This window comes from Planococcus chinensis (assembly GCF_020071995.1).
GTDB classification, from domain to species: Bacteria; Bacillota; Bacilli; order Bacillales_A; family Planococcaceae; genus Planococcus; species Planococcus chinensis_A.
Map to the genome: position 1 here is coordinate 281,523 of NZ_JABWTK010000003.1, position 25,873 is coordinate 307,395.

Annotated in this window: 23 protein-coding genes; 18 read left to right on the plus strand and 5 right to left on the minus strand. The window is 46.2% G+C overall.

What is annotated here, in order from left to right; genetic code table 11:
• Positions 1-37: 37 nt before the first annotated feature.
• A complete protein-coding gene (locus tag HU147_RS06980; protein WP_224075564.1) occupies positions 38-292 on the minus strand; it encodes a hypothetical protein in 255 nt (84 codons plus the stop codon).
• Positions 289-1,446: a class I SAM-dependent methyltransferase gene (locus tag HU147_RS06985; RefSeq protein WP_224075565.1), complete on the minus strand. Its 1,158-nt coding sequence runs from the start codon at positions 1,444-1,446 to the stop codon at positions 289-291. Before HU147_RS06985 ends, HU147_RS06980 begins: the two co-directional genes overlap by 4 nt.
• Before the next feature lie 155 nt (positions 1,447-1,601).
• Between HU147_RS06985 and HU147_RS06990 the strand changes: the two genes are divergently transcribed.
• From HU147_RS06990 to cydC, 5 genes are all read left to right on the plus strand, one after another.
• Positions 1,602-3,245, plus strand: coding sequence for an AMP-binding protein (locus HU147_RS06990; RefSeq protein ID WP_224075566.1), 1,644 nt, complete (start codon positions 1,602-1,604; stop codon positions 3,243-3,245).
• 183 nt (positions 3,246-3,428) lie between these two features.
• Positions 3,429-4,040 carry an NAD(P)H:quinone oxidoreductase gene (gene wrbA / locus HU147_RS06995; RefSeq protein ID WP_224075567.1) on the plus strand — a complete coding sequence of 204 codons (612 nt, stop codon included), beginning with the start codon at positions 3,429-3,431 and terminating at the stop codon, positions 4,038-4,040.
• A 144-nt stretch (positions 4,041-4,184) separates the two neighbouring features.
• Positions 4,185-4,853, plus strand: a complete 669-nt coding sequence (locus HU147_RS07000) for a hypothetical protein (RefSeq protein ID WP_224075568.1) — start codon at positions 4,185-4,187, stop codon at positions 4,851-4,853.
• 459 nt (positions 4,854-5,312) lie between these two features.
• Positions 5,313-7,037 carry a thiol reductant ABC exporter subunit CydD gene (cydD, locus tag HU147_RS07005; protein WP_224075569.1) on the plus strand — a complete coding sequence of 575 codons (1,725 nt, stop codon included), beginning with the start codon at positions 5,313-5,315 and terminating at the stop codon, positions 7,035-7,037.
• Complete coding sequence (cydC, locus tag HU147_RS07010) at positions 7,034-8,740, plus strand: thiol reductant ABC exporter subunit CydC (RefSeq protein WP_224075570.1); 1,707 nt, start codon at positions 7,034-7,036, stop codon at positions 8,738-8,740. Before cydD ends, cydC begins: the two co-directional genes overlap by 4 nt.
• 186 nt (positions 8,741-8,926) lie before the next feature.
• Here cydC and HU147_RS07015 read toward each other — a convergent pair whose 3' ends face one another.
• Entirely contained in the window at positions 8,927-9,157 is a 231-nt protein-coding gene (locus tag HU147_RS07015; protein ID WP_224075684.1) for a hypothetical protein, read from the minus strand.
• A gap of 343 nt (positions 9,158-9,500) precedes the next feature.
• Here HU147_RS07015 and HU147_RS07020 point away from each other — a divergent pair, with 343 nt between their 5' ends.
• The 3 genes from HU147_RS07020 (at position 9,501) to HU147_RS07030 (ending at position 12,350) form a co-directional block, all read left to right on the plus strand.
• Positions 9,501-10,520 (plus strand): fatty acid desaturase, encoded by a 1,020-nt coding sequence (locus HU147_RS07020; protein ID WP_224075571.1) that lies wholly within the window; start codon positions 9,501-9,503, stop codon positions 10,518-10,520.
• 97 nt (positions 10,521-10,617) lie between these two features.
• Positions 10,618-11,754 (plus strand): sensor histidine kinase, encoded by a 1,137-nt coding sequence (locus HU147_RS07025; protein WP_224075572.1) that lies wholly within the window; start codon positions 10,618-10,620, stop codon positions 11,752-11,754.
• Entirely contained in the window at positions 11,751-12,350 is a 600-nt protein-coding gene (locus HU147_RS07030) for a response regulator transcription factor (protein ID WP_224075573.1), read from the plus strand. The genes HU147_RS07025 and HU147_RS07030 overlap by 4 nt, the downstream gene beginning before the upstream one ends.
• A gap of 213 nt (positions 12,351-12,563) precedes the next feature.
• Here HU147_RS07030 and HU147_RS07035 read toward each other — a convergent pair whose 3' ends face one another.
• Positions 12,564-12,932, minus strand: a complete 369-nt coding sequence (locus HU147_RS07035) for a DUF2188 domain-containing protein (RefSeq protein ID WP_263427763.1) — start codon at positions 12,930-12,932, stop codon at positions 12,564-12,566.
• Between the two features lie 102 nt (positions 12,933-13,034).
• Between HU147_RS07035 and putP the strand changes: the two genes are divergently transcribed.
• From putP to hflX, 3 genes are all read left to right on the plus strand, one after another.
• Positions 13,035-14,561: a sodium/proline symporter PutP gene (gene putP / locus HU147_RS07040; protein ID WP_224075575.1), complete on the plus strand. Its 1,527-nt coding sequence runs from the start codon at positions 13,035-13,037 to the stop codon at positions 14,559-14,561.
• 114 nt (positions 14,562-14,675) lie between these two features.
• Positions 14,676-15,398, plus strand: coding sequence for a VOC family protein (locus HU147_RS07045; RefSeq protein ID WP_224075576.1), 723 nt, complete (start codon positions 14,676-14,678; stop codon positions 15,396-15,398).
• Positions 15,399-15,504: 106 nt separating this feature from the next.
• A complete protein-coding gene (gene hflX, locus HU147_RS07050) occupies positions 15,505-16,776 on the plus strand; it encodes a GTPase HflX (protein WP_224075577.1) in 1,272 nt (423 codons plus the stop codon).
• A 263-nt stretch (positions 16,777-17,039) separates the two neighbouring features.
• On the opposite strand, the gene HU147_RS07055 is transcribed toward hflX, so the two are convergent.
• A complete protein-coding gene (locus HU147_RS07055) occupies positions 17,040-18,761 on the minus strand; it encodes an ABC transporter ATP-binding protein (protein ID WP_224075578.1) in 1,722 nt (573 codons plus the stop codon).
• Positions 18,762-18,925: 164 nt separating this feature from the next.
• Between HU147_RS07055 and HU147_RS07060 the strand changes: the two genes are divergently transcribed.
• The 7 genes from HU147_RS07060 (at position 18,926) to HU147_RS07090 (ending at position 25,663) form a co-directional block, all read left to right on the plus strand.
• Positions 18,926-19,795, plus strand: a complete 870-nt coding sequence (locus HU147_RS07060) for a DUF6612 family protein (protein WP_224075579.1) — start codon at positions 18,926-18,928, stop codon at positions 19,793-19,795.
• 250 nt (positions 19,796-20,045) lie between these two features.
• Positions 20,046-20,996, plus strand: a complete 951-nt coding sequence (locus tag HU147_RS07065; RefSeq protein WP_224075580.1) for an ABC transporter permease — start codon at positions 20,046-20,048, stop codon at positions 20,994-20,996.
• Positions 20,989-21,939 carry an iron chelate uptake ABC transporter family permease subunit gene (locus HU147_RS07070; RefSeq protein WP_224075581.1) on the plus strand — a complete coding sequence of 317 codons (951 nt, stop codon included), beginning with the start codon at positions 20,989-20,991 and terminating at the stop codon, positions 21,937-21,939. Before HU147_RS07065 ends, HU147_RS07070 begins: the two co-directional genes overlap by 8 nt.
• Positions 21,936-22,697 (plus strand): iron ABC transporter ATP-binding protein, encoded by a 762-nt coding sequence (locus tag HU147_RS07075; RefSeq protein ID WP_036807645.1) that lies wholly within the window; start codon positions 21,936-21,938, stop codon positions 22,695-22,697. Before HU147_RS07070 ends, HU147_RS07075 begins: the two co-directional genes overlap by 4 nt.
• Before the next feature lie 19 nt (positions 22,698-22,716).
• Positions 22,717-23,673: a siderophore ABC transporter substrate-binding protein gene (locus HU147_RS07080; protein WP_224075582.1), complete on the plus strand. Its 957-nt coding sequence runs from the start codon at positions 22,717-22,719 to the stop codon at positions 23,671-23,673.
• A gap of 247 nt (positions 23,674-23,920) precedes the next feature.
• Complete coding sequence (locus HU147_RS07085; RefSeq protein ID WP_224075583.1) at positions 23,921-24,988, plus strand: ABC transporter permease; 1,068 nt, start codon at positions 23,921-23,923, stop codon at positions 24,986-24,988.
• Between the two features lie 3 nt (positions 24,989-24,991).
• Entirely contained in the window at positions 24,992-25,663 is a 672-nt protein-coding gene (locus HU147_RS07090) for an ABC transporter ATP-binding protein (protein WP_224075584.1), read from the plus strand.
• Positions 25,664-25,873: the final 210 nt, after the last annotated feature.

Below are 25,873 nucleotides of genomic sequence, written 5' to 3' on the forward strand. Positions count from 1 at the left end.
CTAACCTCAAATGAGGCCAGCGGGCTTTTTTTGCATTTTACAGACCCAAAGCGAAAAACGCTATAAAGATCACCAATACGACCGTGATGTTTGTAATCATCGCTGCCCGTTTTCCCACAGGTTTATCCAAAGAAGGAAAACGGTCCACAAGTTTCATCAATCCGGCAATCAATACGACAATCAGCAAAAGAGTGAAAAGTAAATTCATATCATAAACATGGACATCGAGGAAACGGATGAAAATCACCGAGAATGCAAGAACGATCCCGTTGACTAAATTTTTCCGTTTCATAGCAGTTCCTTCAATTCGTTTTCAAGGAACGGTTTGGCAGACAACAGCTGAGTGAATGCCTTGTAGCGTTCATACTGTCCAGGGGCCGGTTTTTTGCCGGTTTGGTAAGCACGGATCAAAATATTCTTCGGCGTATGTTCCATGTCGATAAATTCCATCAGCTGGGTTTCATAGCCGACAAGTGACAAGATTTCCGCCCGGATGGAATCGGTGGCAAGTGCGCTGAAACGTTCCTTGATAAGTCCGTTTTGCAGCATGATGCCAAGTTCCGGCGCCGCAATTTGGCTGTTCAGTTCGTGCTGGCAGCAAGGCACACTCAAAATCACTTTGGCATTCCATTTGACGGCCCGGGACAAGGCCATATCGGTTGCGACGTCACAGGCATGAAGCGTCACAACCATATCGACGGCGGATTCTTCGTTGTAGTCGTTGATATCGCCAACTAAAAACTCCAACTGATCGTAGCCAAGATCATCTGCGATGCGCTGGCATTCCTCAATTACTTCTTTTTTCAAATCGAGGCCAGTCACCCTCAGGTCCAGCCCTTTTTCAATGCGCAAATAATGATACAGCGCGAACGTCAAATACGATTTGCCAGAACCGAAATCCAAGATCCGGACAGTGCGGTCTTTTGGCAAATGCACGAGCGCGTCGTCGATAAACTCGATAAAGCGGTTGATTTGGCGGAATTTATCGTATTTCTGTTTTTTCACTTTGCCGTCCGGGCTCTGGACGCCGAGGCGCACAAGAAACGGATAAGCGATGCCGTCTTCCAGCAAGTATTGTTTTTTGCGGTTATGCGACAGTTCAGCGGCTTTAGTTTCGGTTTGTTCGGTTTTCCAGGAAATCTTAAATTTCTTGGACAGCTGAATCTGGACCCGTTCGTCGGTGAACTGGAATAAAGCCTGGCGAAATTCTTCGAATAAATTCTCCAGCTTTTTCAATGCATCTGCTATCGCAAGGTTTTCGTGTTTTAGTATATGTTCATATTGGTACTCGAACTGAATAAAATACTCGTTTTTAATTTCTACCGGCTTTAGTTTCACTCGCTTGATTTCATTCGACTTGAGGCGCGGCTGGCTGATGGTGGCCGAGACAAGCGCGCGGCGCTCTATGGGTTCGGCTAATTGTTCATGCATTGTTTGTAGTTCCATTGCAAATCCTTTCGTCTTTCATAATAGTTGTATTTTATCATGACCCATGAAAAAAATACGGCTGGACGTTTGCTTTTGCTCTTCCTCAACATGTTTTGAATTTTGTGATAATATGGAAGAGGATTGAAAACGTTTACATACTGAGGGGGATGGATATGGCAATTGTAGAAAAAACGGTGGGGCAGATTGTGCGGGAACGGGCATCCTTGCACCCGGCAACAGAAGCATATGTTTATCCGGAACGAAACGTCCGCAAAACTTACAAGGAATTCGATGAAGAAACGGACCGCTTGGCCAGAGCCTTTATGGGAATTGGCATTGCAAAGGGGGAGCACATTGCCATTTGGTCAGACAACAAGCGTGAATGGCTATTGAGCCAATTTGCGACCGGAAAAATGGGCGGAGTGCTCGTCACGGTCAACACAAGCTACCAGTCAGCTGAATTGGAATACCTCTTAAAGCAGTCCGATGCGACGACGTTGATTTTAGGGGAAGAATTTAAAGGGACGAGCTATATCGATATCATCAATGAAGTTTGCCCCGAACTGAAATCCGCAGAAAAAGGTGCGGTTTCAAGTGAAAAACTGCCGCATTTTAAACGCGTCATCGTCATGGGGGAAAATCAGTTTCCGGGTATTTACACGTGGAGCGAGTTTGAGGCCTTTGCTGAAGAAGTAAGCGATGAACAGCTTGAAGAACGCTTTGTCTCGATGGACCCGGATGACGTCATCAACATCCAGTACACGTCCGGAACGACCGGTTTTCCAAAAGGGGTCATGCTGACGCACCGGAATGTCGTCAACAACGGCAAGTTGATCGGTGACACAATGAACTTATCCGAACTGGACCGCCTGTGCATTCCGGTACCATTTTTCCACTGCTTCGGCTGTGTGCTTGGCACAATGGCCGCCGTGACGCATTCGACAACGATGGTCATCGCCGAGCAATTTGAACCGAAGCGGGTGCTGCAAATGGTCCAGGACGAGAAATGCACAGGGCTTCACGGGGTGCCGACGATGTTCATCGCAGAGCTGAACCATCCGGATTTCGGATCATTTGATACATCTACTTTGCGTACGGGCATCATGGCCGGATCGCCGTGTCCAATTGAAGTGATGAAAAAAGTCATCAATGACATGGGGGCATCGGAAATTACGATTGCTTACGGACAAACCGAATCGTCTCCGGTCATCACGCAGACGCGTGCGGACGATGACATCGAAAAGCGGGTGTCCACCGTCGGCAAACCGCATGCGGAAGTCGAAGTGAAAATCGTGGACCCCGTAACCAATGAGCAAGTGCCGGCGGGGGTTCCGGGTGAATTGTGTACGCGCGGCTACCATGTCATGAAAGGCTATTATAAAAATGAAGAAGCGACGCGGAATGCGATTGACGAAGAAGGGTGGCTCCATACAGGAGATATTGCAGTTGAAGATGAAGACGGCTATATCGCCATTACCGGCCGCATCAAAGACATGGTCATCCGCGGGGGCGAAAACATTTATCCGCGCGAAATCGAAGAATTTTTGTATCAGCATCCTTCCATTCAGGATGTCCAGGTAGTCGGGGTGCCGGATCCGAAATACGGAGAAGAATTGATGGCCTGGGTCATTTTAAAAGAAGGGCAGAAGCTGTCTTCAGAAGAACTGCGCGAGTATTGCCAAGGCAAAATCTCCCGGCATAAAATTCCGCGGTATATTGAATTTACAAAGGAATACCCGATGACCGCGTCGGGAAAAATCCAGAAATTCAAATTGCGTGAAATGTCAGCAGAGCGGACCGAAAAGACGGAAGTGTAATCGCTTTTTCAAGCAGAAAACAAGTTGCCGGGTGCGGAAGTTTCTGCATTTGGTAGCTTGTTTTTGTTTAATAAGCAAGTAAAACGGGGAAACAGGTAGGGTAAGAAAAAATCTTTAATTCAGGATATTTCTCGAATTAGCAGCAGTCACGGACTCAATGCATAAAGGAGAGGAAGTCAACCCATGGCAAATGTAAAATTAGCGATCATTTACTACAGTTCGACAGGCACCAACTATCAAATGGCAAAATGGGCAGAAGAAGCGGCCCAGCAGTCCGGTGCAGAAGTGCGGGTAGCAAAAGTGAGAGAAACTGCACCACAGGCAGCCATCGAATCAAATCCGGCATGGAAAGCTCATCATGAAGCGACTCAAGATGTACCGGAAGCGGAAGTGGACTTGCTTGAATGGGCGGATGCCATTATTTTCAGTGTACCGACCCGTTATGGCCACGTACCGACCCAGTTCCAGCAGTTCCTTGATATTACCGGAGGAGCCTGGGCACAAGGCAAACTGGCGAACAAAGTGGTCAGTGCGATGTCGTCTGCGCAGAATCCCCATGGCGGTCAGGAAGCAACCGTACTCGCCGTCTACACATCCATGTTCCATTGGGGTGCAATTGTGGCAGCGCCGGGCTACAACAATCCGGCCTTGTTCAAAGCAGGCGGCAATCCTTACGGGACGACGGTTACCGCAGGCGAAAACGGCATGGTGGAAGATGTGGAAGACGCAGTTAAATACCAGGCAAACCATACGGTTGAAGTGGCGCAATGGATTAAAAACGGCCAAACTCAATAAATCGTAAGTGAGCAAAGCAGGTGAGATGTAAAAAATCTTGTCTGCTTTGTATTTCTAATGGGCAAGGAGTGGAATGCGCGAGTGCTGTGGCTCAGTTTATTTTTCATCATCGGATTTATAATTATTCATCTTTTTTCTAAAAACATGACCTTTTTAAAAGCTCTGCCACGCTCCCGCTTTCTTTCCATTGCCGGCGGCATCTCGGTCGCTTACGTTTTCCTGCACCTGCTGCCGGAGCTTGGAGTTTTCCAAGATGAACTGCGGGGCGAAGTGGAAGGGACGGCATGGCGTTTTCTGGAACATCATATTTATGTAATTGCCATGCTTGGGCTCGTTATCTTTTACGGCTTGGAACAAATGGTCAAGTCGTCTAAGAGAAGACACGCAAAAGCAAGCGGAGAAAATTCAAGGGACGGCGTTTTTTGGGTCCACATCGGTTCTTTTGCTTTTTATAATGCTTTGATCGGCTATTTGCTTGTCCGAGAAGAGTATGAAAGTTCTTGGGGCATGCCGCTTTTCTTTATTGCGATGGGCGTGCACTTTATCACGAACGATAAAGGGCTTCGGGCAACCCATAAAGAAGACTACGACCGATACGGCAGGTGGTTATTGGCAGTTTCGATTTTCATCGGCTGGGCAATTGGTGTGTTGACAGAAGTCAATGAACTTATAATCTCGTTTCTTACCGCGCTGCTTGCAGGGGGCGTCGTGCTGAACGTCTTGAAGGAAGAGCTGCCAGAAGAGCGGGAAAGCAGGTTTTCAGCTTTCTGCATCGGAATCATCGGCTATTCGATTTTATTGCTGCTGCTATAAGTTGTTGCTTGTATTTCTAGCCAGAAACTAATTATTTTGCTATCATATCAAAATAATCATATGTAAAAGTCCCGGAAATCTTAATTCTTTGGGGTGTCCAAAATGATCACACAAGAGGAAAAGCGGGTGTTCGAGTACGAATTGAATAAATTAAATGCAGAGTATCAGAAATGTGCAAATAACTCTTTGAGATCACAAATAAAAGAAGATATCTCTTTTCTGCAATCCGTTCTCCAGTTCCTGCATCACAAAAATGACAAAATGAATACGTCCAACCAATAAACCCGCCAGATTTTTTCGGCGGGTTTATTGATTTTATCGGGAACAAAAGGAAATCAGAGAATGTGAACAAGCTTGTAACAAACGGCGCGTTAAATGGGCTGAGCGCGGGCAACCGCAACGGAATTTAGGCCTCATTGCTTTATAATGGAGGCAACAGCGGTTAAAGGAGAGAAAAGCATGGTTGATTTAAAACAACTGGCTTATGAACGAAAGAATATCATGGCCTTCCTGTTTATTGCCTCCTTCTTGAAAGGTGCGGCGATGATCGGGCAAGCTTTATTTTTTGTATGGATCGCCGATGGCGTTTTTCTTAAAGGGGCTTCGTTCGAAGAAGTCTTGCCTTATTTGTACGGCTTGTTCGGCGCAATTTTGGTGCGTGTGGCGTGTGGATATATAATCGGCCGATCAGGAGTGAATTTAGCAGCGGAAGTAAAGATGGACTTGCGCAAAAAATTGATTGCATCTTTTGCAAGCAACCCGCTGCAAGCTTCGATTCAAGGGCAGTCCGGGCAAAAAGTCAGTTTGCTGCTGGACGCGGTCGATGAGCTGGACGGCTACTTCAGCAAGTACATTCCGCAGATGGTCCAAAGCTATATCATTCCGCTTCTTTTGCTTGTCGTCATTTTTTCACAGCACTGGGTAACCGGGTTGATCATTTTAATCACGGCGCCGTTTATTCCAGTTTTCATGGCGCTTGTCGGCATTAAAACCAAGGAGAAAGCGGATCAGCAGATGGAAAAGCTGGGCCAGTTTTCTGGAACTTTTCTTGATGTGCTGCAAGGTTTGACCACTTTGAAGTTGTTTAATCAAGCGGACCGGCAAAAACAGACCATTCAAAAAAGCAGCCTGGATTTCCGGGATGCCACAATGGAAGTACTGAAATCGGCCTTTTTGTCATCGCTTATGCTTGAATATATTTCCATGCTCAGCATGGGGATTATCGCACTTGAAATCGGATTGCAGCTAGTCGTATTCGATAGCCTGACATTTTTCAAGGCGTTTTTTGTGATGATCCTTGTACCGGATTTCTTTAACATGCTGAAAGATTTCGGCAGTGCCTTCCATACCGGGAAAGGGAGTACGGCTGCGGCTAACCGGCTGTCTGCACACTTGGAAAAAGAAGCGCCCGCAGTTGAATGGGGAGCAGGAACATTATCGAACGACCCTCCGCATCTTTTGCTGCAAGATTTAACATTCCAGTATGGTGAGAGTTTCAAGCTGGGATCGATTAATGCGGAAATTGCGCCTTACAGCCAACTGGCCATTATCGGCAAAAGCGGTTCCGGTAAAACCACGCTGCTGCATGCGATAGCAGGACTGCTGCCGCTTTCAAGCGGCGCTGTACTGGTGAACGGTGTTCCGCGTGAACAAATTGATGAAAAATCATGGTTTGATCAATTGAGCTATATTTCGCAAAATCCTTATTTATTTGCAGGAACCATAAAAGAAAATATCGCAATCGGAGCCAGCCGGGTAACGGCAGATGATGAAATTTGGGAAGCTGCTGCAAAAGCAGGAATCGGCGAACTGGTCGGTTCTTTGAAACATGGCTTGGAAACGCGGATTGGTGAAGCGGGAAGAGGCTTGTCGGGCGGCGAAAAGCAGCGGATTGCGCTTGCCCGTGCTTTCTTGAAGAAACCTTCCATTGTTTTGTTTGATGAGCCGACAACCGGCCTTGATCTTCAAACTGAAAAAATTCTGCAGCAATCAATAGCTGAACTCGGAAAACAGGCGACCGTTATTACGGTTGCCCACCGGTTGCATACCATCAGACAATCAGATACGATTTTGCTTTTGTCTGAAGGCCAGCTGGCAGCTGCCGGCAGCCACGACGAATTATTGGAAACGTACGCGCCTTATGGAGAAATGCTGGAAATACAGCATGGAGGTATTGTGCAATGACAGAATTGAAACAGATATTGTTGTTAACGCTTCGTGAAAAAAGAGACGTAGCAATTGCCATTTTCTTCGGTTTCCTGGCAGGGATTGCCGGAGCGGCGCTGATGGCTTCGAGCGGCTATTTGATTTCAAAAGCGGCGCTGACTTCTCAAATGACTATTTTGATCGTCATGGGAGCTTGTTTGAAATTATTCGGCCTCACTTCGGCTTTAAGCCGCTATGCTGAGCGCCTGTTTTCACACCGTGCGACATTTACCATGCTCAGCAACTTGCGGGTATCTTTTTTTGAGAAGTTGTCGCCACTGGCTCCGGGAATATTTCAAAAATACCGGAGCGGGGATTTGCTGGCGCGCATCGTCGGCGATGTGGAAAGCCTTCAAAACTTTTTGCTGCGGGTATTTTATCCGCCGGTCGTACTGGCCATCGTTTTTATCAGTACGATTTTCTTCACTTCTTATTTCTCGCTTGCCATTGCGATGGTGATGCTCGCTGGCATGTTATTGACGATTGTTGTGGTGCCGGCTGTTTTCGCATGGCGGCAGCGCAGAATCGATTCAGCTGTCCGGGCGAGCCGGGCAGAACTATCGACAGAAGCGACTGAATTTTTATACGGTTTCCGTGATTTGAAAATTTATCAGCAGCTTGACCGCAAAAAACAGGATTTGACGGCTTTTTCGGAACGCTACGGCGAACAGCAGCGGAAAGAAGGCTTTGAAGAAAACATGGCCCAGTCCGTCAACGCTTTTGTGGCGCTCTTAGCTTCGTTCTTCGTACTCGGGCTTGGTGCATATTTTGTCGCAGAAGGGCAACTCGACGGCTTGTATTTAGCGATGCTTGTGATGATTTCTTTGGCGGTCTTCGAAAATGTCGCACCGATGGCAGTTTTTCCGGCTCATTTTGAAGAAAACCGGAAAGCGGCTGTACGCCTTGACCAGGTAGTAGCAGAATCTGTGCAAGCGGCTGGCAACGCGGAATTGCCGTTAAGAGCACTGGACATCGAATTGGAGAACGTTTCTTACACTTATCCGGAAGAAGAACGGCGGGCAATTGAAGGGGCATCTCTTCGTCTTGCACCGGGATCGAAAACCGCCATCGTCGGGCCGAGCGGTTCAGGGAAATCGACATTGCTGCAGCTTCTTTTGAATATCCTGCCTGCAGACAGCGGCACGATTTCAATTGGCGGAGAACCTTTAGCGGCACTCGATCCGGAAAAGCTGTGGCAGCGGATGAATGTGGTACTGCAGGAAAACCATTTCTTCTTCGGTACAATCCGCAGCAACTTGCTGATTGCCAATGAAAGGGCAACGGACGCGGAAATGGAAGCAGCGCTGGCAAAAGTGCAGCTTGGCTCTTTCTCTTTAACGACGAAAGTGAATGAAAAAGGCGAAAACCTGTCCGGCGGCGAAAAGCAGCGTCTCGCTATTGCCCGGGCAATATTAAGAGGGGAATCGCTTTGGCTACTGGACGAACCGGTATCATCGGTCGATGCCGTTACAGCAAAAGCCATTTACCGGCAATTGTTTGAACAAGGCAAAGACGATACGTTCGTCATTATCAGCCATGATTTGACGGGCCTTGAACAAATGGACCAAATCATCGTCATGGAACAAGGAAGAATCGTCGAAGCCGGGCCATATGAAGAGGTTATGGAAAAGCAAGGCCACTTTTTCAAACTCAAGCAGATTGAAAAGAGCATATTTGCATGATTTCGGCTGTTTTTCGCGGTTTTATCTTCCGGTCATTGGATATACTGTCCGGAAGACGTTGAATACTGTCTGAAACGCATGAAATACTGTCCCAATGGCACTGCTGCTTTTTCAGCAGGAGCCCCCAGCAGGGAAAAAGAAAAACCGGAAGACTTCCCCTTCGATCTTGAAGGAAGTCTTCCGGTTTTATTTGAGTAGCAGATCATTTCCGCGCTTAGCATCTTCGAGTTTCAGCTGTTCCAATTGGAGCCTCATTTTCTGCGTTTCGATGACAAAGTTCTCGTATTTCAATTTTTCCAGTTCAATTTCACTTTCAATCATTTTGTTCTTTAGTTTTGTCTGCGTTTGGAAGTGTGAGGTAATGATGGCAACGAGCGGAATCGAAAAAACCATAACGACGGCTACTAGACCGGTCACGACGTTCACCTCTTTCCTGAAAATTCTGATTACAATCAGTATACAGGATTTCTGTTTGATAAAAAACAATTTCTTGAAGGAGAAAAGACTAATTCTTTGTCATGGTGTGATGGAAGGTGCCGGTACGGCAACGACTTCCGAAAAGGCAAATACTTCGCAGAAATCCTTTAACTGCAGCATTTGCAGCCGCCAGGCCGGTCGGAAGCCTGAAATATGGCTTGAAAAGACATGACAAGTGTCATATATAAACCAGACGTTTATGCCTTTTTTAGGTGGCCGATTTTTTTTATGATAAGGACAATAAGTTATCCGAGCGGAAAGAGCTCGTATAAGGAGGAAGAACATGAGCAGAGAAAAGACAGCCCAATTACGTAAATTTGTCGCACCGTTCGAAAAAGCGGATGTGAAAGCCAGTGTACGCCAATTGGTGAACACAATTCCACCATTCATTTTATTTTGGTTCCTGGCTTACCAGGCACTGGATGTATCCATTTGGTTAACGATCGCTTTATGTGTCGTTGCAGCTGGATTCGTCGTTCGTACGTTCATTATTTTCCATGATTGTACCCACGGTTCATTTTTCAAAAACAAAAAGGCAAATGCAGTAGTCGGTACTATCACGGGAATTATGACGTTATTCGCTTACGAGAAGTGGAAACGCGAACACTCAATCCACCATGCTTCAAGCGGTAACCTTGATAAGCGCGGAGTCGGCGACATCTGGGTTATGACAATTGAAGAATATGTAGAAGCTTCAAAATGGGAACGTTTCAAATACCGCATGTACCGCAACCCGCTGGTCATGTTCGGTCTTGGGCCATTATTCTTAGTTCTGATCTCTAGCCGTTTCAACCGTAAAGACGCACGCAAAAAAGAGCGCAACAATACGTATTTGATCAACGTGTCATTGGTTGTCCTTTACTCACTGATTATCTGGGCAATCGGCTGGCAGGCATTCCTAATCGTACAAGGTACGACGATGTTCACTGCCGGGGCACTTGGCATCTGGTTGTTCTACATCCAGCACACATTCGAGGATTCGTATTTCGAAGACGAAAGCGAATGGGATTACGTGAAAGCTGCTGTAGAAGGAAGTTCATATTACCAGCTTCCAAAAGTGCTGCAATGGGTTACAGGAAACATCGGTTTCCACCACGTCCACCACTTGAGCCCGCGGGTTCCAAACTACAATTTGGAAAAAGCGCACGAATCGACGCCGCCGCTTCAACAAGCGACAACCATTACACTTAAAACAAGCTTTAAGTCGCTTCGCTATAAAGTGTACGATGCGAAAAACAAAACTTTCGTTACTTTTAGAGACATCAAGCATTTGTTGAATGAAAACAGCAAATTGCCGGCATAACAAAGATTTGAGAAAAAACCATTCCTTGCTGAATGGTTTTTTCTTTTGCTGTTTCTTTGTTATGATGAAAAATAATAGATGAATGAGGAGCGAGATTATGCAAAGCTGGTATCAAATTTTCCCGAAAAACCCTTGGCTCAGTTTATATGCCTGGGTCATTTTCTGTATCTTGCCGTTCTTTTTCCTTTTCAGATCCTCCTCGCCTGTAGAAATTGCGGCCGGAATCGCATTATTGATCCTGTTTTTTGTTGCTTACCGGCTGTCATTCATCTCCCGCACAGGCTTTATTTACGTCTGGATCAGCATCGAAATTGCGATTAACATCGGTATGACTTTTTTGTTCGGCTACATCTATCTGGCGATTTTTCTGGCTTTTTTCATCGGCAATATACGCCATAAAGTCGGTTTTTTTATCATTTACGGAATCCACATCGGTACGACTATATTAGCCGTCGTGTTCGGATTTATCGAACACAGCTCTCTTTACGTTTCGCAGCTGCCGTTCATTGTCCTGAGTATCGTAGGTGTGATTCTGCTGCCTTTTAATACGTATAACCGCAACAAGCGCGAGAAACTCGAAGGCCAGCTGGAAGATGCCAATAAACGGATTTCCCAATTGATTGTCATCGAAGAGCGCGAGCGCATTGCCCGGGATTTGCATGATACATTGGGGCAGAAGCTGTCGCTGATCGGATTGAAAAGCGATTTGGCCGGCAAACTAATTCACCGGGATGCCGATGCCGCTTTGAATGAAATCAATGACATCCGCCAAACCGCGCGGACGGCTTTAAAAGAAGTACGCGAACTGGTCTCGGATATGCGCGGCACGAAATTGGAAGACGAATTGCTGCGGATCCAGCAGATTCTAAAAGCCGCTGAAATCGACTTTGTCTTGTACGGTTCGGCTAAACTAGTCAACACGCCTTTGCTTGTGGAGAATGTCCTCAGCATGTGCCTGAAAGAAGCAGTAACAAACGTTGTCAAGCATAGCCGGGCAACGCGCTGCAGTGTGTTGATCAAGCAAAAACCGGAAGAAGTTCTGGTGCAAGTGCAAGATGACGGAATCGGCTTTGAAGGGAATAGCCCGCAGCGAGGAAATGGATTGGCAGGTATGCGGGAACGGCTGGAATTTGTCAACGGCAGCGTGGACATCCAGACGATGGACGGTACGACCTTGAACATTCGCGTGCCAAATGTGATTCTTTACAAGGAAAAAGAGGAGGAGCTAATATGATTCGGATTGTACTTGCCGAAGATCAGCGTATGATGCTTGGAGCTCTGGGTTCTTTGCTTGATCTGGAAGAAGACATGGAAGTGGTCGGCAAAGCCGGAAACGGGGAAGAAGCGATTGCGTTGGTTGAAAAGCACCAGCCGGATATTGTCATCATGGATATTGAAATGCCTTTAAAAAGCGGGTTGGACGCAGCGGAAGCGCTAAAAGACCATCCATGCAAAATTATTATTTTAACGACTTTCGCGCGTTCAGGTTATTTTGAGCGTGCCCGAAAAGCCGGCGTCAGCGGCTATCTGCTGAAAGACAGCCCGAGCGAGGATTTAGCGACTTCGATCCGGACCATTATGGACGGCCGCCGCATTTACGCACCTGAATTGGTAGACCTGGCATACGCCGACGCCAACCCGCTGACAGAGAGGGAAAGCCAAGTGATGGAACTGATTGCAGACGGCAAAAGCACCAAGGAAATTGCAAAAGAACTCTTCATCACAACCGGCACCGTCCGCAACTACATCTCGGTCATTCTGGACAAACTCGAAGTGGGCAACCGCATCGAAGCCATTTCCAAATTCAAAGAAAAAGGCTGGTTTAAATAAGAAAAGCGGAGGCGGCCGTTCAGTCCCGACAGGTGCTGGAAGGCTTACTGTAAATGGCGCTTTTTGCCATTTAAGTAAGCCTGAAGCATCCCGAGGGACTGGCCGCCGAAGCTAGACAATAAGAAAAGCGGAAATGGCCGTTTAGCCCATAAAGCACAAAAGGCCAGCCCGCAAAAAACCACTGTCGCGCGACAGTGGTTTTTTGCGGGCTGGTTATTCGTATAAGGTTTCTTCAAGCGAACCGTCTTTAGTATAGATATGCAGTTCGCCGTTATTCTTATTGGCATACCGTTTTGCCTCGCCCATTAAATCTTCTTTAGTCTCTTCGATCAAAATGGCTTTTTTGCTGTCTTTCTTCTTAAGCTGCCATCCTTCATCATGCGCCCTGATTTCGAAAATCACTTTTTCTTCATCGTCTTCCACGCTTTTACGCGCCCGATCCAGTGCAATAGGAATGGCACGGCCTTCCTCGTAACCGTCCCGCAACAGCGCATTGGCGATTTCAATTGCCTTGTTTCTAACAGCTGGGGTCAAGTTTTTAAAAGAATCCGGATAATCATTTTTGCTCCATGGCACAACCATCGCCTCCTTGATTTTCTTTTCCCCTTTCGCTTCCGGAATAAAACAAAATTTTTATGGTAAAAATTTTAGAAAATGGTACACTGAAAATCGGAGGTGGAGAGAATGTCAGATTCAACATATCAAATTATTGCGTTGGTTATTTACATGGCTGCCATGCTGTTTATCGGCTGGTATGCATACCGAAAAACCGTTAACTTAACAGACTATATGCTAGGTGGACGAGGTCTTGGCGCAGCAGTTGGGGCACTGAGCGCAGGAGCAGCGGACATGTCCGGATGGCTCTTAATGGGGCTGCCGGGAGCTATATATGTAAGTGGCTTAGTGGAAGTATGGATTGCGATTGGTTTGACGATTGGAGCTTACTTAAACTGGTTCTTCGTCGCACCGCGTTTGCGTGTATACTCATTTGTAACGAGCGACTCAATTACGATTCCAAGCTTTTTAGAAAACCGTTTGAAAGACAAATCACGTTTGTTGCGTATTGTTTCCGGAATCATTATTTTAATTTTCTTTACATTTTACGTATCTTCAGGAATGGTAGCCGGAGGAGTCTTTTTCGAGAGTTCATTCGGGCTTGATTATCATCTCGGACTGGTGATCGTTTCGGGAGTAGTAGTAGCCTATACTTTATTCGGCGGCTTCCTGGCAGTGAGTTATACGGATTTCGTGCAAGGGCTTATGATGTTCTTGGCGCTTATCTTGGTGCCGCTGATCGGTGTATTTGCTACCGGAGGTTTTAGTGAAACGGCAGCAAGCATCCGTGAAGTGGATCCGACGTTCTTGAACTTGACGACGGGAGCTTCCTTGATTGGAATTATTTCAGCAGTGGCATGGGGCCTTGGTTACTTTGGACAACCCCATATCATTGTTCGTTTTATGGCAATCAGTACATTGAAGGAAGTGCGCCAAGCCCGCCGCATCGGCATCAGCTGGATGATTTTAAGCCTTCTTGGAGCGACTGCTACCGCTTTGGTCGGCATTGCGTATTTCCAGCAAAATCCGGATGCGACACTTGCTGATCCGGAAGGGGTTTTCATCGTCCTTGGACAGATTTTCTTCCATCCTTTGATTGCTGGATTCATGCTGGCGGCTGTTCTTGCAGCCATTATGAGCACAATTTCTTCGCAATTGATCGTAACTTCATCTGCATTAGTAGAAGACCTTTACAAAATTGCGTTTAAAAAAGTATCGACAGACAAGCAGTACGTCACGTTAGGGCGTATGGCAGTATTGGCCATTGCGCTTATCGCCGCGTTTCTGGCGTGGGAGCAAAATGCGACCATTTTGGATTTGGTGGCTTATGCATGGGCCGGCTTCGGTGCCGCTTTTGGGCCGCTGATCCTCTTGTCTTTGTTCTGGCGCAAACTGACGACTTGGGGCGCATTGTCCGGAATGGTTGTCGGGGCTGTAACCGTTATTATTTGGGATGCAATCGGTACAACTTCAGAAGATCCTGGAGCTACTGATCTTACAAACTTCATTGGCAGTGTTTATGAAATCATCCCAGGATTTATCCTATGTCTTCTTGCAGCTGTCATTGTCAGCTTAGTGACGTACAAGAAGAATGACGAAATCGATAGAGAGTTCAGTGAAACTGAACGTTTAATCAAAGCAAAAGCAATAGAATAAATACCAAGGCTTTAACCTTCTTAACGGAGGTTAAAGCCTTTTTATTAGGCTGAAAAGGGAATAGAGCGAGAAATGGCGAAGGTATAAATGAATGAAGCGAAAAAGAGGTGCTGTATGTTTTTGGATCATATTGTTCATTTTATTGATAACAAACCACAAATTGCGGTAGAAGAGTGGAAGCGGCAAGGAATGCACGCGGCGATAGGCGGGAGGCATTTAAACTGGGGCACCCACAACGCTCTTTTCTACACGAAAGACAGCTATATTGAATGGCTTGCTGTAGAAAAGCCGGAAATTGCAGAAGCGGCAGACCACCCGTTGACGAAACTCTTGCTGCATGACAAAACCGGCTTCGGCACCATTTGCCTGCGTACGAGGTCGATTGAAGAACTGGACAATCGCTTGAAAGGCGACGGATTTGAAACTTCCGGCGTGCTGGATGCCGAACGCAGAACCGAAACGGGTGAATTGATTCAATGGAAAATGCTGTTCATAAAAGAAGAAGTGACCGATCAATTGCCGGCGCCGTTTTTTATTGAATGGCAGGAAAGCGATGAGCAGCGCTATCAAGGGCTGCGGGAAAGAGGAGCAATTGCGGCGGCTAATGAAGAGTTGGCAATCGAGCATCTTGTATTTGGCGTCAAAGAGCCGGAAGCTGCTGAAGGCAAGTGGCGCAGGATTTTAGGCGGTTCTTTGGAATTGCCGAATTGCCGAGTGGAGTTCAAACGCACCGAAGGGGTGAAAGAGCGTCTGGAAGAAGTGCACTTTATAAATGGACATAAAAGGCTATCTTTTGAAGACGGGGTTTATTACCTGCCAAAACGCGGGAATGTATAGGATAATAGGTAAATGAGCCGCCGGAATTTTTAAAGGAGAGTATCCTACTCTTCTTTTTTGTCATGGAACGCAAAAGATTCCCATTGCGGTATAAGGAGGAAACTAAATGGATGTCTTAATAGAAAAAGCAATTTTAGTAGGCGTTCAGCTGCAGAAAGATCTGCATTTTGAATACGAATTGGAAGAACTGCGCAATTTAGCAGAAGCATGCAATGTCGGTGTGGTCGGGGAAGTTTACCAAAACTTGGAACGCATCAATCCGTCCCATTACGTAGGGAAAGGGAAAGTCGAGGAAATCAAGGCTTTTTACGAAGAGTCTGACGCCAACTTAATCATTTTCAATGATGAATTGTCGCCGTCCCAAATCCGCAACTTGGAAGAAGACCTGGAATGCAAAGTCATCGACCGGACCATGCTGATTTTGGATATTTTCTCGCGGCGCGCCAAAACACGGGAAGCTCAAGTTCAGGTGGAATTAGCACAGCTTCAGTATATGCTGCCGCGGCTTGTAGGGCTGCGTGCCTCTCTTGGCCGGCAAGGCGGTAGCACGGGTGGCGGTCTTGCCAACCGTGGTGCCGGGGAAACAAAACTGGAACTGGATCGCCGGAAAATCGAGGAGCAATTGTCCAAGCTCAATCGTGAATTGGAACAGATTCGGGCGCAGCGTACAACCCAGCGGAAGCAGCGGACGAAGACCGGGATGCCCGTCGTGTCGCTCGTCGGCTATACAAACGCCGGCAAATCCACCATCATGAATGGTTTATTGACAAAGTCTGGCCAGGACCTGGAAAAACAAGTATTTGAAAAAGATATGCTGTTTGCCACGCTTGATACGTCGGTGCGCCAAATTCGGCTGGAAGACAATAAAAACTTTTTGCTGACGGATACGGTTGGTTTTGTCAGCAAGCTGCCGCATCATTTGGTGCGGGCGTTCCGCTCGACTTTGGAAGAAGCGCGCAATGCCGACCTTTTGCTGCATGTAGTGGATGTATCCAACGAGGAATACCGGTACATGATGGATGTGACAAACTCGACATTGCACGAAGTGGGAGTGGAAGATGTTCCGACAGTCTTTGTATACAACAAAGCGGACTTAGCGGGAATCCCTCATCCGAAAGTGAAACAGGGAGAGTTGTGGATTTCGGCAAAAGACGGAATAGGTTTTGATGAATTGCTTGAGATGATCAAGCAGTACATTTTCTCGGAATACGTCACATGCCGCATGATCATTCCTTTCGAACGCGGCGATGTAGTCGCGTATTTGAATGATTCCGCGACCATTTTGGAAACGCAATACGAAGAAGAAGGCACGTTGATGAAAGTAGAACTCGGCCAGGCGGACTACGACCGCTTTGAGCAATATGTGATTGGCAGATAAACGAAAATATGCTCGTCCATCCTTGTTAAGGGGAGTGGACGAGCATATTTTTTGTTTTTACGAGCAAGTCGGAGTGGCTTACGAGCGACTTCGGGTGAAATACGAGCAACTTTACATCGGATACGAGCAACTTCGCACCCGATACGAGCAACTTGCCCGCTTCGCCTGCTGAAAATGAAGAAGCTGCACTTCATTTATTCGAATACGCCCAGCCGCCTCAAACAAAAAAGCCTGCCCGATTGCATCGGGCAGGCTTTCCTCAGTTAAGATTGTTGAAATTGGATGCGGTGGAGATTGGCGAAAATGCCATCGTGCTCAAGCAGTTCGGCATAGCCGCCTTGTTCAGCAATGCCGTCTTCAGTGACGACAATGACCCGGTCCGCATCGCGGATCGTCGCTAGGCGGTGCGCAATGATAAGCGTCGTGCGGTTCTCGGCCAGTTCGCCGAGGGCTTCCTGGATGACGCGTTCCGTCTCTGTATCAAGCGCGGAAGTCGCTTCATCCAAAATCAAAATTGGTGGGTTCTTCAAGAACATACGGGCGATTGCTAAACGCTGTTTCTGCCCGCCGGACAATTTCAATCCGCGTTCGCCGATCTGCGTTTCGTAGCCGTCCGGAAGTTTGCTGATGAAATCTTCCAAATGGGCTTTTTTCGCAGCGGCGAGAATTTCTTCATTGCTGGCGCCGCGTTTGCCGTACGCAATGTTTTCCCGGATGGTTCCGGTAAACAGGAACACATCCTGCTGCACAATGCCGATATGCGAACGCAGCGAATGCTTCGTCATATCACGGATGTCGATGCCGTCGATGGCAATTGATCCTTCTAAGATGTCATAGAAGCGCGGGATCAACGAACAAATCGTTGTTTTCCCGGCACCGGATGGGCCGACAAAGGCGACGGTTTCTCCGGCTTTCAATTTCAAATCAATGCCGTTCAGCACTTTTTTATGATCGTCGTAGCCGAAATGGACATTGTTGAATGTGATGTCGCCGCGTAAGCCATTCACTTCCACGGCGTCTTCCCGGTCGAGGATATCCGGTTCCTGCTCCAGCAGTTCGCGGAAGCGGCCAAAACCGGCCATCCCTTTTGGATACAATTCAAGCAATGCGCTGATTTTATCGATTGGTTTGATCAGGACGTTCAAGAATAAGACGAAACTGACGAGTTCCCCGTAAGACAATTCGCCTTGGAAATTCAGCCAAGCGCCGTAAACGAGCACGATCAATGTCAGCAAACGCGTCATCATATAAATGCTGGAATGCGTCGCAGCCATCACTTTATAGGCGACAAGCTTTGCCATACGGAAGCGGCCATTGTCTTTTTTGAAACGGTTAATTTCGAATTCTTCGTTCGTAAACGACTGGACCACGCGTGCACCGGAAACGCTGTCTTCCACGCGCCCGTTCACATCGGCGATTTTGCCGTACATGCTGCCCCAGGCCTGGTTCATCTTGACGTTGCAGAACGTAATGAGCCAAACAAGGAATGGGATGACGATCAAAGTCACAAGCGCCAGTTTTGGGTTGATCCAGAACATGATGCCGAACGCGCCGAAGAACGTCATGATGGCGATGAAAAAGTCTTCCGGTCCATGGTGGGCCAGTTCGCCGATATCAAAAAGATCATTGGTGATGCGGCTCATGACATGCCCCGTTTTCACGTTGTCAAAAAAGCGGAACGATTGCCGCTGGACATGGGTGAACAGCTCTTCGCGCATATCGGTTTCGATATTGATGCCGAGCTTATGCCCAAGGTAACTGACAATGTATTGCAAAAACGTGCTCAACAGGAACACGGCGAGCAGCAGGACGCTGACGGTCACGATGGTGTTCCATTCGCCGCTTGGCAACAGTTCGTCGATGAACCACTGGACAGCGACAGGGAAAGCAAGCTCCAAAATAGCGACAATGACGGCACTCGAGAAATCGATAATGAACAACCGCTTATGCGGTTTATAGTACTTAAAAAAATGCTTTAACTTCACTGCTAGTCACCTCAAGGATTTTAATCTATTGAAAAGTATAATCGAAAGCAAAGAAATAAACGAATAAAAGTTTCTGAAATCGAAATATTCATTAAATAAATGCCAATTAGTTGAAACTTTTTCCAATCATTCCCGTACTATAAGAAAAGCCAAATTTTGAAAGGATGAGAGATTTGAAAAAGTGGATGATGGCAATGGGTGCAGGCGCTTTGGCGATGAGCTTGGCAGCTTGTGGAGAGACAGCGGAACCGGCAGCAGGAACTGCAGACAAAAAAGCAGCGGATAGTGAATTGACGTTGGAAGAAGTGTTTGCAAAGTCACAGGAAGCTTCCGAAGGAATTAAGAGCCTTCACGCGGATATGGTGAACAACCAGGTAATGAGCATCGAATCGGCGGGAATGGAAATGGAGATTGCGATGGATATCGCCATGGACATGACCATCGATCCGGTCGCTTTCTACCAGCAGGCTAAAACGACGATGGTGTCGGAAGAAATGGGATCTCCGGAACCGATGACAATGGAAATGTATATGACAGAAGAAGGCATGTACATGAATGACCCAACAATCGGCTCCTGGATTAAAATGCCGGATGAAAACATCCAGGATCTTCAGGCAATGATGGAACAGCAAACGGCAGATCCTTCCCAGCAGCTCGAAGACCTGAAAGCATTCGAGGATGATTTCACATTTGAACAGACAGAAGATGAATACATTCTAAAATTGGATGCTGCCGGCGAAGAGTTCCAAGCGTTGATCGACAAGCAAATGGAGCAGTTTTTAGGCCAAATGGAACTGGAAGCACAAGTGGCTATGGAAGAAATGACAATTAATGCTGTATCTTATGAGATTTTCATTGATAAAGAAACGTTCCTGCCAAACATTATGAATGTCGACATGGACATCGATATGAACATTGAAGGCGACTCCGTCAATATTCAGTCAGACCTGGATTCGACTTATAGCAAATACAATGAAATTGAAGCTATTACTGTACCGGCTGATGTTATCGAACAAGCAAAAGAAATGGAATAGTACTGAAAGAAAAGCGTATGCATATGGCATGCGCTTTTTTATTGCCCCCAAAAAGCGTTTCTGCATATGAAAGCAAATATGGCAAAGTTATAAACAAATCAATTAATTCTCAACTAATTGAAAATAATTCTCATTTAATCGTTGACTCTTCTCGCCAAACTGCTATACTGAAACTTGTGAGTAAGTGATAATCATTATCACTGATTTAATTAATCAATAAATCCTTATTGAGCACGGATGAGGGGCAGCTATGAAAAAAAGATATTTAATACCAGCATTAATCATACTGTCTGTTATTTCGTTGTTTGTCGGAGTAAGCAGTATCAGTATCACCGATCTGCTTGACTTCCAATCGGAAGAAACACAAATATTCCTGATTAGCCGACTGCCAAGGCTGGTTGCGATTTTGCTGGCAGGTGCGGGAATGAGTATGGCAGGACTCATCATGCAGCAGTTAAGCCGCAATAAGTTTGTGTCTCCTACGACGGCAGGTACATTAGATGCTACAAGGCTTGGGATTCTCGTTTCGATGCTGTTGTTCGCCAATGCATCAATGCTCGAGAAAATGACGGTAGCATTCGCTTTTGCACTTGCCGGAACGTTTCTTTTCATGAAAATTCTTGACCGCATCAAATTTAAAGATGCTATATTCATTCCGCTTGTCGGATTGATGTTCGGAAACATTCTTTCTTCGGTCACGACATTCTTCGCTTACCGCGCAGACGTTATCCAAAATATGTCCGCCTGGCTGCAAGGTGATTTTTCGATGATCATGAAAGGAAGCTACGAACTGCTCTACATCAGTGTTCCGGTTTTTATTATCGCTTATTTTTATGCCAACCGCTTTACGGTTGCCGGGATGGGAGAAGACTTCTCCAAAAACCTGGGGATGAAATACCGGAGCGTGGTGAACATCGGCTTGACGCTGGTTGCGCTGATTACAGCAACGGTAGTGTTAACGGTTGGTATGATTCCGTTCTTGGGGCTGATCATCCCGAACATCATTTCGATTTTCAAAGGTGACCATCTTCAAAAAACTTTGCCGCATACAGCGATGCTTGGAGCCATCTTCTTGCTGGTATGCGATATTTTAGGAAGAGTATTAATTTACCCGTATGAAATTTCCATCAGCTTAATGGTCGGTGTCATCGGAAGCTTTATTTTCCTCTTCTTATTGTTTAGGAGGAAAGCATATGCGTGATTTACATAAGATGCTCATACTGGTCGGCTTGGCTTTAGCGGCTTGTGGGGTATACCTGTTCCAGGATTTGAACGGGAGTTTCGATTACGCATTGCCGAGACGCGGCGTAAAAGTGTTTGCCATGGTATTGACGGGAGTGGCCATCGCCTATGCGACGGTCGTCTTCCAGACCATCTCCCATAACCGGATTTTAACGCCGAGCATCATGGGACTGGATTCGCTTTATATGATGCTTCAGACTCTGCTGATCTTTTTCCTTGGTTCAGATCACATTACGATCGTCAACAAGCAAGTGAACTTCTTGCTGTCGATTGCTGTCATGGTGGTATTCGCTTTACTGTTTTATCAATTGCTGTTCAAAAAGAACGAGCGGCCGATTTACTTTCTTTTGCTGGTCGGCATCATTTGCGGAACGTTTTTCGGAAGCATTTCCACGTTCCTGCAAGTGCTGATCGATCCCAATGAATTCTCGATCATCCAGGATCGGATGTTTGCCAGCTTCAATAATGTTAACGAAGATCTGGTATGGACTTCACTCGTCTTTATCACTTTGCTGATCGCATTTGCCTGGAAGAAGAATTCCTCATTGGATGTTCTGACGCTTGGCCGCGATACAGCGATTAATCTTGGAGTAAACTACGACGCACTCGTAAAACAAATGCTGGTGCTGTCGGCTGTCTTAATTGCCATTGCCACGGCGCTCGTCGGACCGATTACCTTCTTCGGCCTGATTGTTGCAAACTTGTCCTATCAATTTTTCACCTCGTATAAACATTCGGTGTTATTGACAGGATCAATCGTCATCAGTGTGGTTGCCTTAGTCGGCGGCCAATGGGTAGTGGAGCGGATCTTCACTTTCAATACGACATTGAGCGTCATCATCAATTTCATCGGTGGAGTTTACTTCATCTATCTACTATTAAAGGAGAGTCGATCTAAATGATCCAAGTTCGTGAATTGACGAAGCTGTACGGAAAAAAGCAAGTGGTGGAAAATGTCTCGGTTGATATCCAGCGCGGCCAGATTACTTCTTTTATCGGACCGAACGGTGCAGGTAAATCCACATTGCTTTCAATGGTTAGCCGGCTTTTGGATGCGGATACCGGGGAAGTGCTCATCGATTCAACCAACACCAAAAAGTTGAAATCGAATGACTTCTCAAAACGTGTTTCCATCCTGAAGCAATCCAACTACATGAATGTCCGTTTGACAATTCGCGAACTGGTTTCTTTTGGCCGCTTTCCTTATTCGAAGGGCCGTCTCAATGACGAAGATGAAAAGATGGTCGACCAATCAATCGATTATATGGATTTGAAGGAAATGGAGAATTCTTATTTGGACGAGTTATCAGGCGGGCAGCGCCAACGCGCGTTTATCGCGATGGTCATTGCCCAGGACACCGACTATATCTTGTTGGATGAACCGCTGAATAACCTGGATATGAAGCATTCCGTACAAATCATGAAGATTTTGCGCCGCTTGGTGGATGAACTTGGCAAGACAGTCGTCATCGTCCTTCACGACATCAATTTCGCTTCTGTGTATTCCGACCGCATCGTGGCATTGAAAAATGGCCGAGTGGTGAAAGACGGAACAACGGAAGAAATCATTCAAAGTGCAGCATTGAAAGAAATCTATGATATGGATATTCCGATTCAGCAAATGGATAATTGCCGGATTTGCGTGTATTTCAATTCTTAATAAAAGGGAGCTCGAAAAAATGAAAAAGTGGTTATTGATCGCATTTACATTAATGATGGTAGCAGTACTTGCAGCTTGCGGCGCGAAAGAAGAAGCAACGGATGCAAACGCTGCAAAAGCTGACGGGAAAGAGACAGAAACAATTACGGTGAAACATGAGCTTGGCGAAACAACTTTTGACAAAGACCCGAAAAAAGTAGTTGTTTTTGACTTTGGTATTCTTGATTCAATGGACCAGTTAGGCCTTGAAGAATCTGTTGCGGGTGTTCCGCAAGCAAGCATTCCTGCTTACCTTGAAAAATACGCAGACACTGAAAAGTACGAAAACATCGGTACGTTGAAAGAAGCGGACTTTGAAGCAATCAATGCAATGGAGCCGGACTTGATCATCATTTCTGGACGCCAGGCAGACATGTACCCAGAATTTGAAAAAATCGCTCCAACAATCAACATGGCTGTAGATACAACGAAATACATGGAATCATTTGAAGCAAACATGAACACACTTGGAGACATCTTCGGAAAAGAAGACCAAGTGAAAGAAGAATTGGCTGCAGTTGAAAAGCAAATCGAAGATTTGAAAACAAGCATTACTGACGAAAAAGCATTGATCGTTCTAGCGAATGAAGGCAAAGTGAGCGCTTATGGAGCGGCATCACGTTTCGGTATCATCCATGACGTGTTCGGCGTTAAACAAGCAGATGAAGGAATTGAAGCTTCAACTCATGGCCAAAGCATTTCTTTCGAATACATTCTGGAAACAAATCCGGACATGATGTTCGTAGTTGACCGCAATGCAGCAGTAGGCAATGAAGCAAGTGCGAAAGATTCCCTTGAAAACGAATTGGTACAAAAAACAAACGCTTATAAAAACGACAACATCATCTACTTGGATCCAGACTTCTGGTACTTGTCAGGCGGCGGATTCCAATCTGTAAGCCAGATGGTTAAAGACATCCAAGCTGCGTTTAAATAAGAATATCTATCATAGGATTTCTCCTGCTCCCGCTTTTTCAAAAGCGGGAGTTTTCTTTTTGTGGGAGCTAAAGAAAGCAGTGAATAATGAATGTAGAAGAAATGGGCAGAAACGTCAGAGATCCGCCTTGTTTATTTCCGTATTCAGGGGTTAGCAATAAATACAAAGGGTATACAAACTTTGTATAAGTAATATATAAGTGTTTCTGCTATACTGATTACATACTTAAGAAACAGGAAGTGATGGAATGTTTTTGGCATGGAACGAAATTCAAAAAAATAAGCTTCGCTTCGTTTTGATTATTGGCGTCCTTATGCTGGTGGCATATCTTGTGTTTTTCTTATCGGGACTTGCCAATGGTTTAGCCAGCTTAAATCGTGAAGCGGTAGACAAATGGGAAGCATCGGCAGTGGTGCTGACCGAAGAATCGGATAAAAGCTTAGTGGCATCTTCCTTGGCGATTGATGAAGCGGAAGCCGTAGAAGCTGACGAAACGGCGGTTCTTGGCCAGATTAATGCCATTGCACGGAACGATGACCAAAAAGCCAACGTTTCCATCTTTGGCATCCGGGAAGACGAATTCATCATGCCTGAAGTGACAGAAGGTGAAGCATTTGCCGGAGAAAACGAAGTCATTGCCAGTGATACATTGAAAGAAGACGGCTTTGCTCTTGGCGACGTAGTGGAATTGTCTTCGACAGAAGAAAAGCTGGAGATTGTCGGATTCACAGAAGAAGCCCGCTTTAATGCGGCACCTGTGCTTTACGGCGACTTGGCAACTTTTCAACGGGTGAAATTCGGAGAAGCAGCTGAAGCGAACGAAGACCAGATCAACGGATTGGTTTTACGGACGGAGGATGTTTCATCAGCGACGGATAAAGACGAACTTGAAGCCATTGAAGTGGAGACCTTCATTGAGAACTTGCCGGGGTATACAGCACAAAGTTTGACATTGAACTTCATGATCTACTTCTTGTTCGTCATTTCATCGGTTATCGTGGCGATTTTCTTGTACGTATTGACCGTCCAAAAAATCAGCATGTTTGGTGTGATGAAAGCGCAAGGCGTGCCAAGCGGCTACCTGGCGCGTTCCGTGATCGCCCAGACATTTATTCTGGCTTTGATCGGGGTAGCGGTTGGATTGGCATTGACGCTGGTAACCGGCTTGTTTTTGCCGGCTGCAGTACCTGTTGCATTTGATATTCCGACGATGCTGATATACGGGGCAGTGCTGGTAGTCGTAGCGATTGCAGGGGCCGTATTCTCAGTATTGACGATTGTGAAAATAGATCCGCTAAAAGCGATTGGAGGATAAACGATGGCAGTGTTGGAATTAAACCAAGTGAAAAAAACATTCGGCAGCGGCCATAAAAAAGTGGACGCTTTGAAGTCGACTGACTTTCATGCAGAACAAGGAGAGATGATTGCGGTAATCGGGCCTTCGGGTTCCGGGAAAAGCACGTTCCTGACAATCGCCGGCGGTTTGTTGTCGCCTTCGAACGGGGAAGTCATCATCAATAACGAAAACATCACTTCTTTAAATGAGAAAGAGCGTTCCAAAATCCGTTTGAAAGAAATCGGCTTTATCCTGCAAGCTTCCAATCTGGTGCCGTTTTTGACGGTCGACAAGCAAATGAAGCTGCTGGATAAAGTGAAGAAAAACAATATGAACAAAGAAGAAGTCGAACAGCTCTACAAAGATTTGGGCATCGGCGACTTGCGCAATAAATACCCGTCTGACCTGTCAGGCGGGGAACGGCAGCGGGTGGCGATTGCCAAAGCGCTTTACAGCAATCCGTCCATCGTCTTGGCCGACGAACCAACGGCATCGCTCGATTCTGACCGGGCTTATGAAGTGATGGGCTTGCTGAAAGACGAAACAAAAAATAAAATGACGACCACCATTGTGGTGACGCACGACACCCGCCTTATCGACTACTGCGACAAAGTCTACAAAATGGTCGATGGTGTGTTGGAACAGCAAAAATAAGCGCCGCATATTAAACTGAACCCTCCTTCTTGGAGGGTTTTTTGAATACGCCCAGTAAAGGTTAAAATACGCTCGATTATTCTGGAGATACGCTCGGTAAAGGTTAAAATACGCACAACAACGGTTAAAATATGCTTTTACAGCAAATAAAGCGTCTAAGCCATTGCTTACTTCAATGCCCAAACCGAGCATTTTTGAATGAATGGAAAA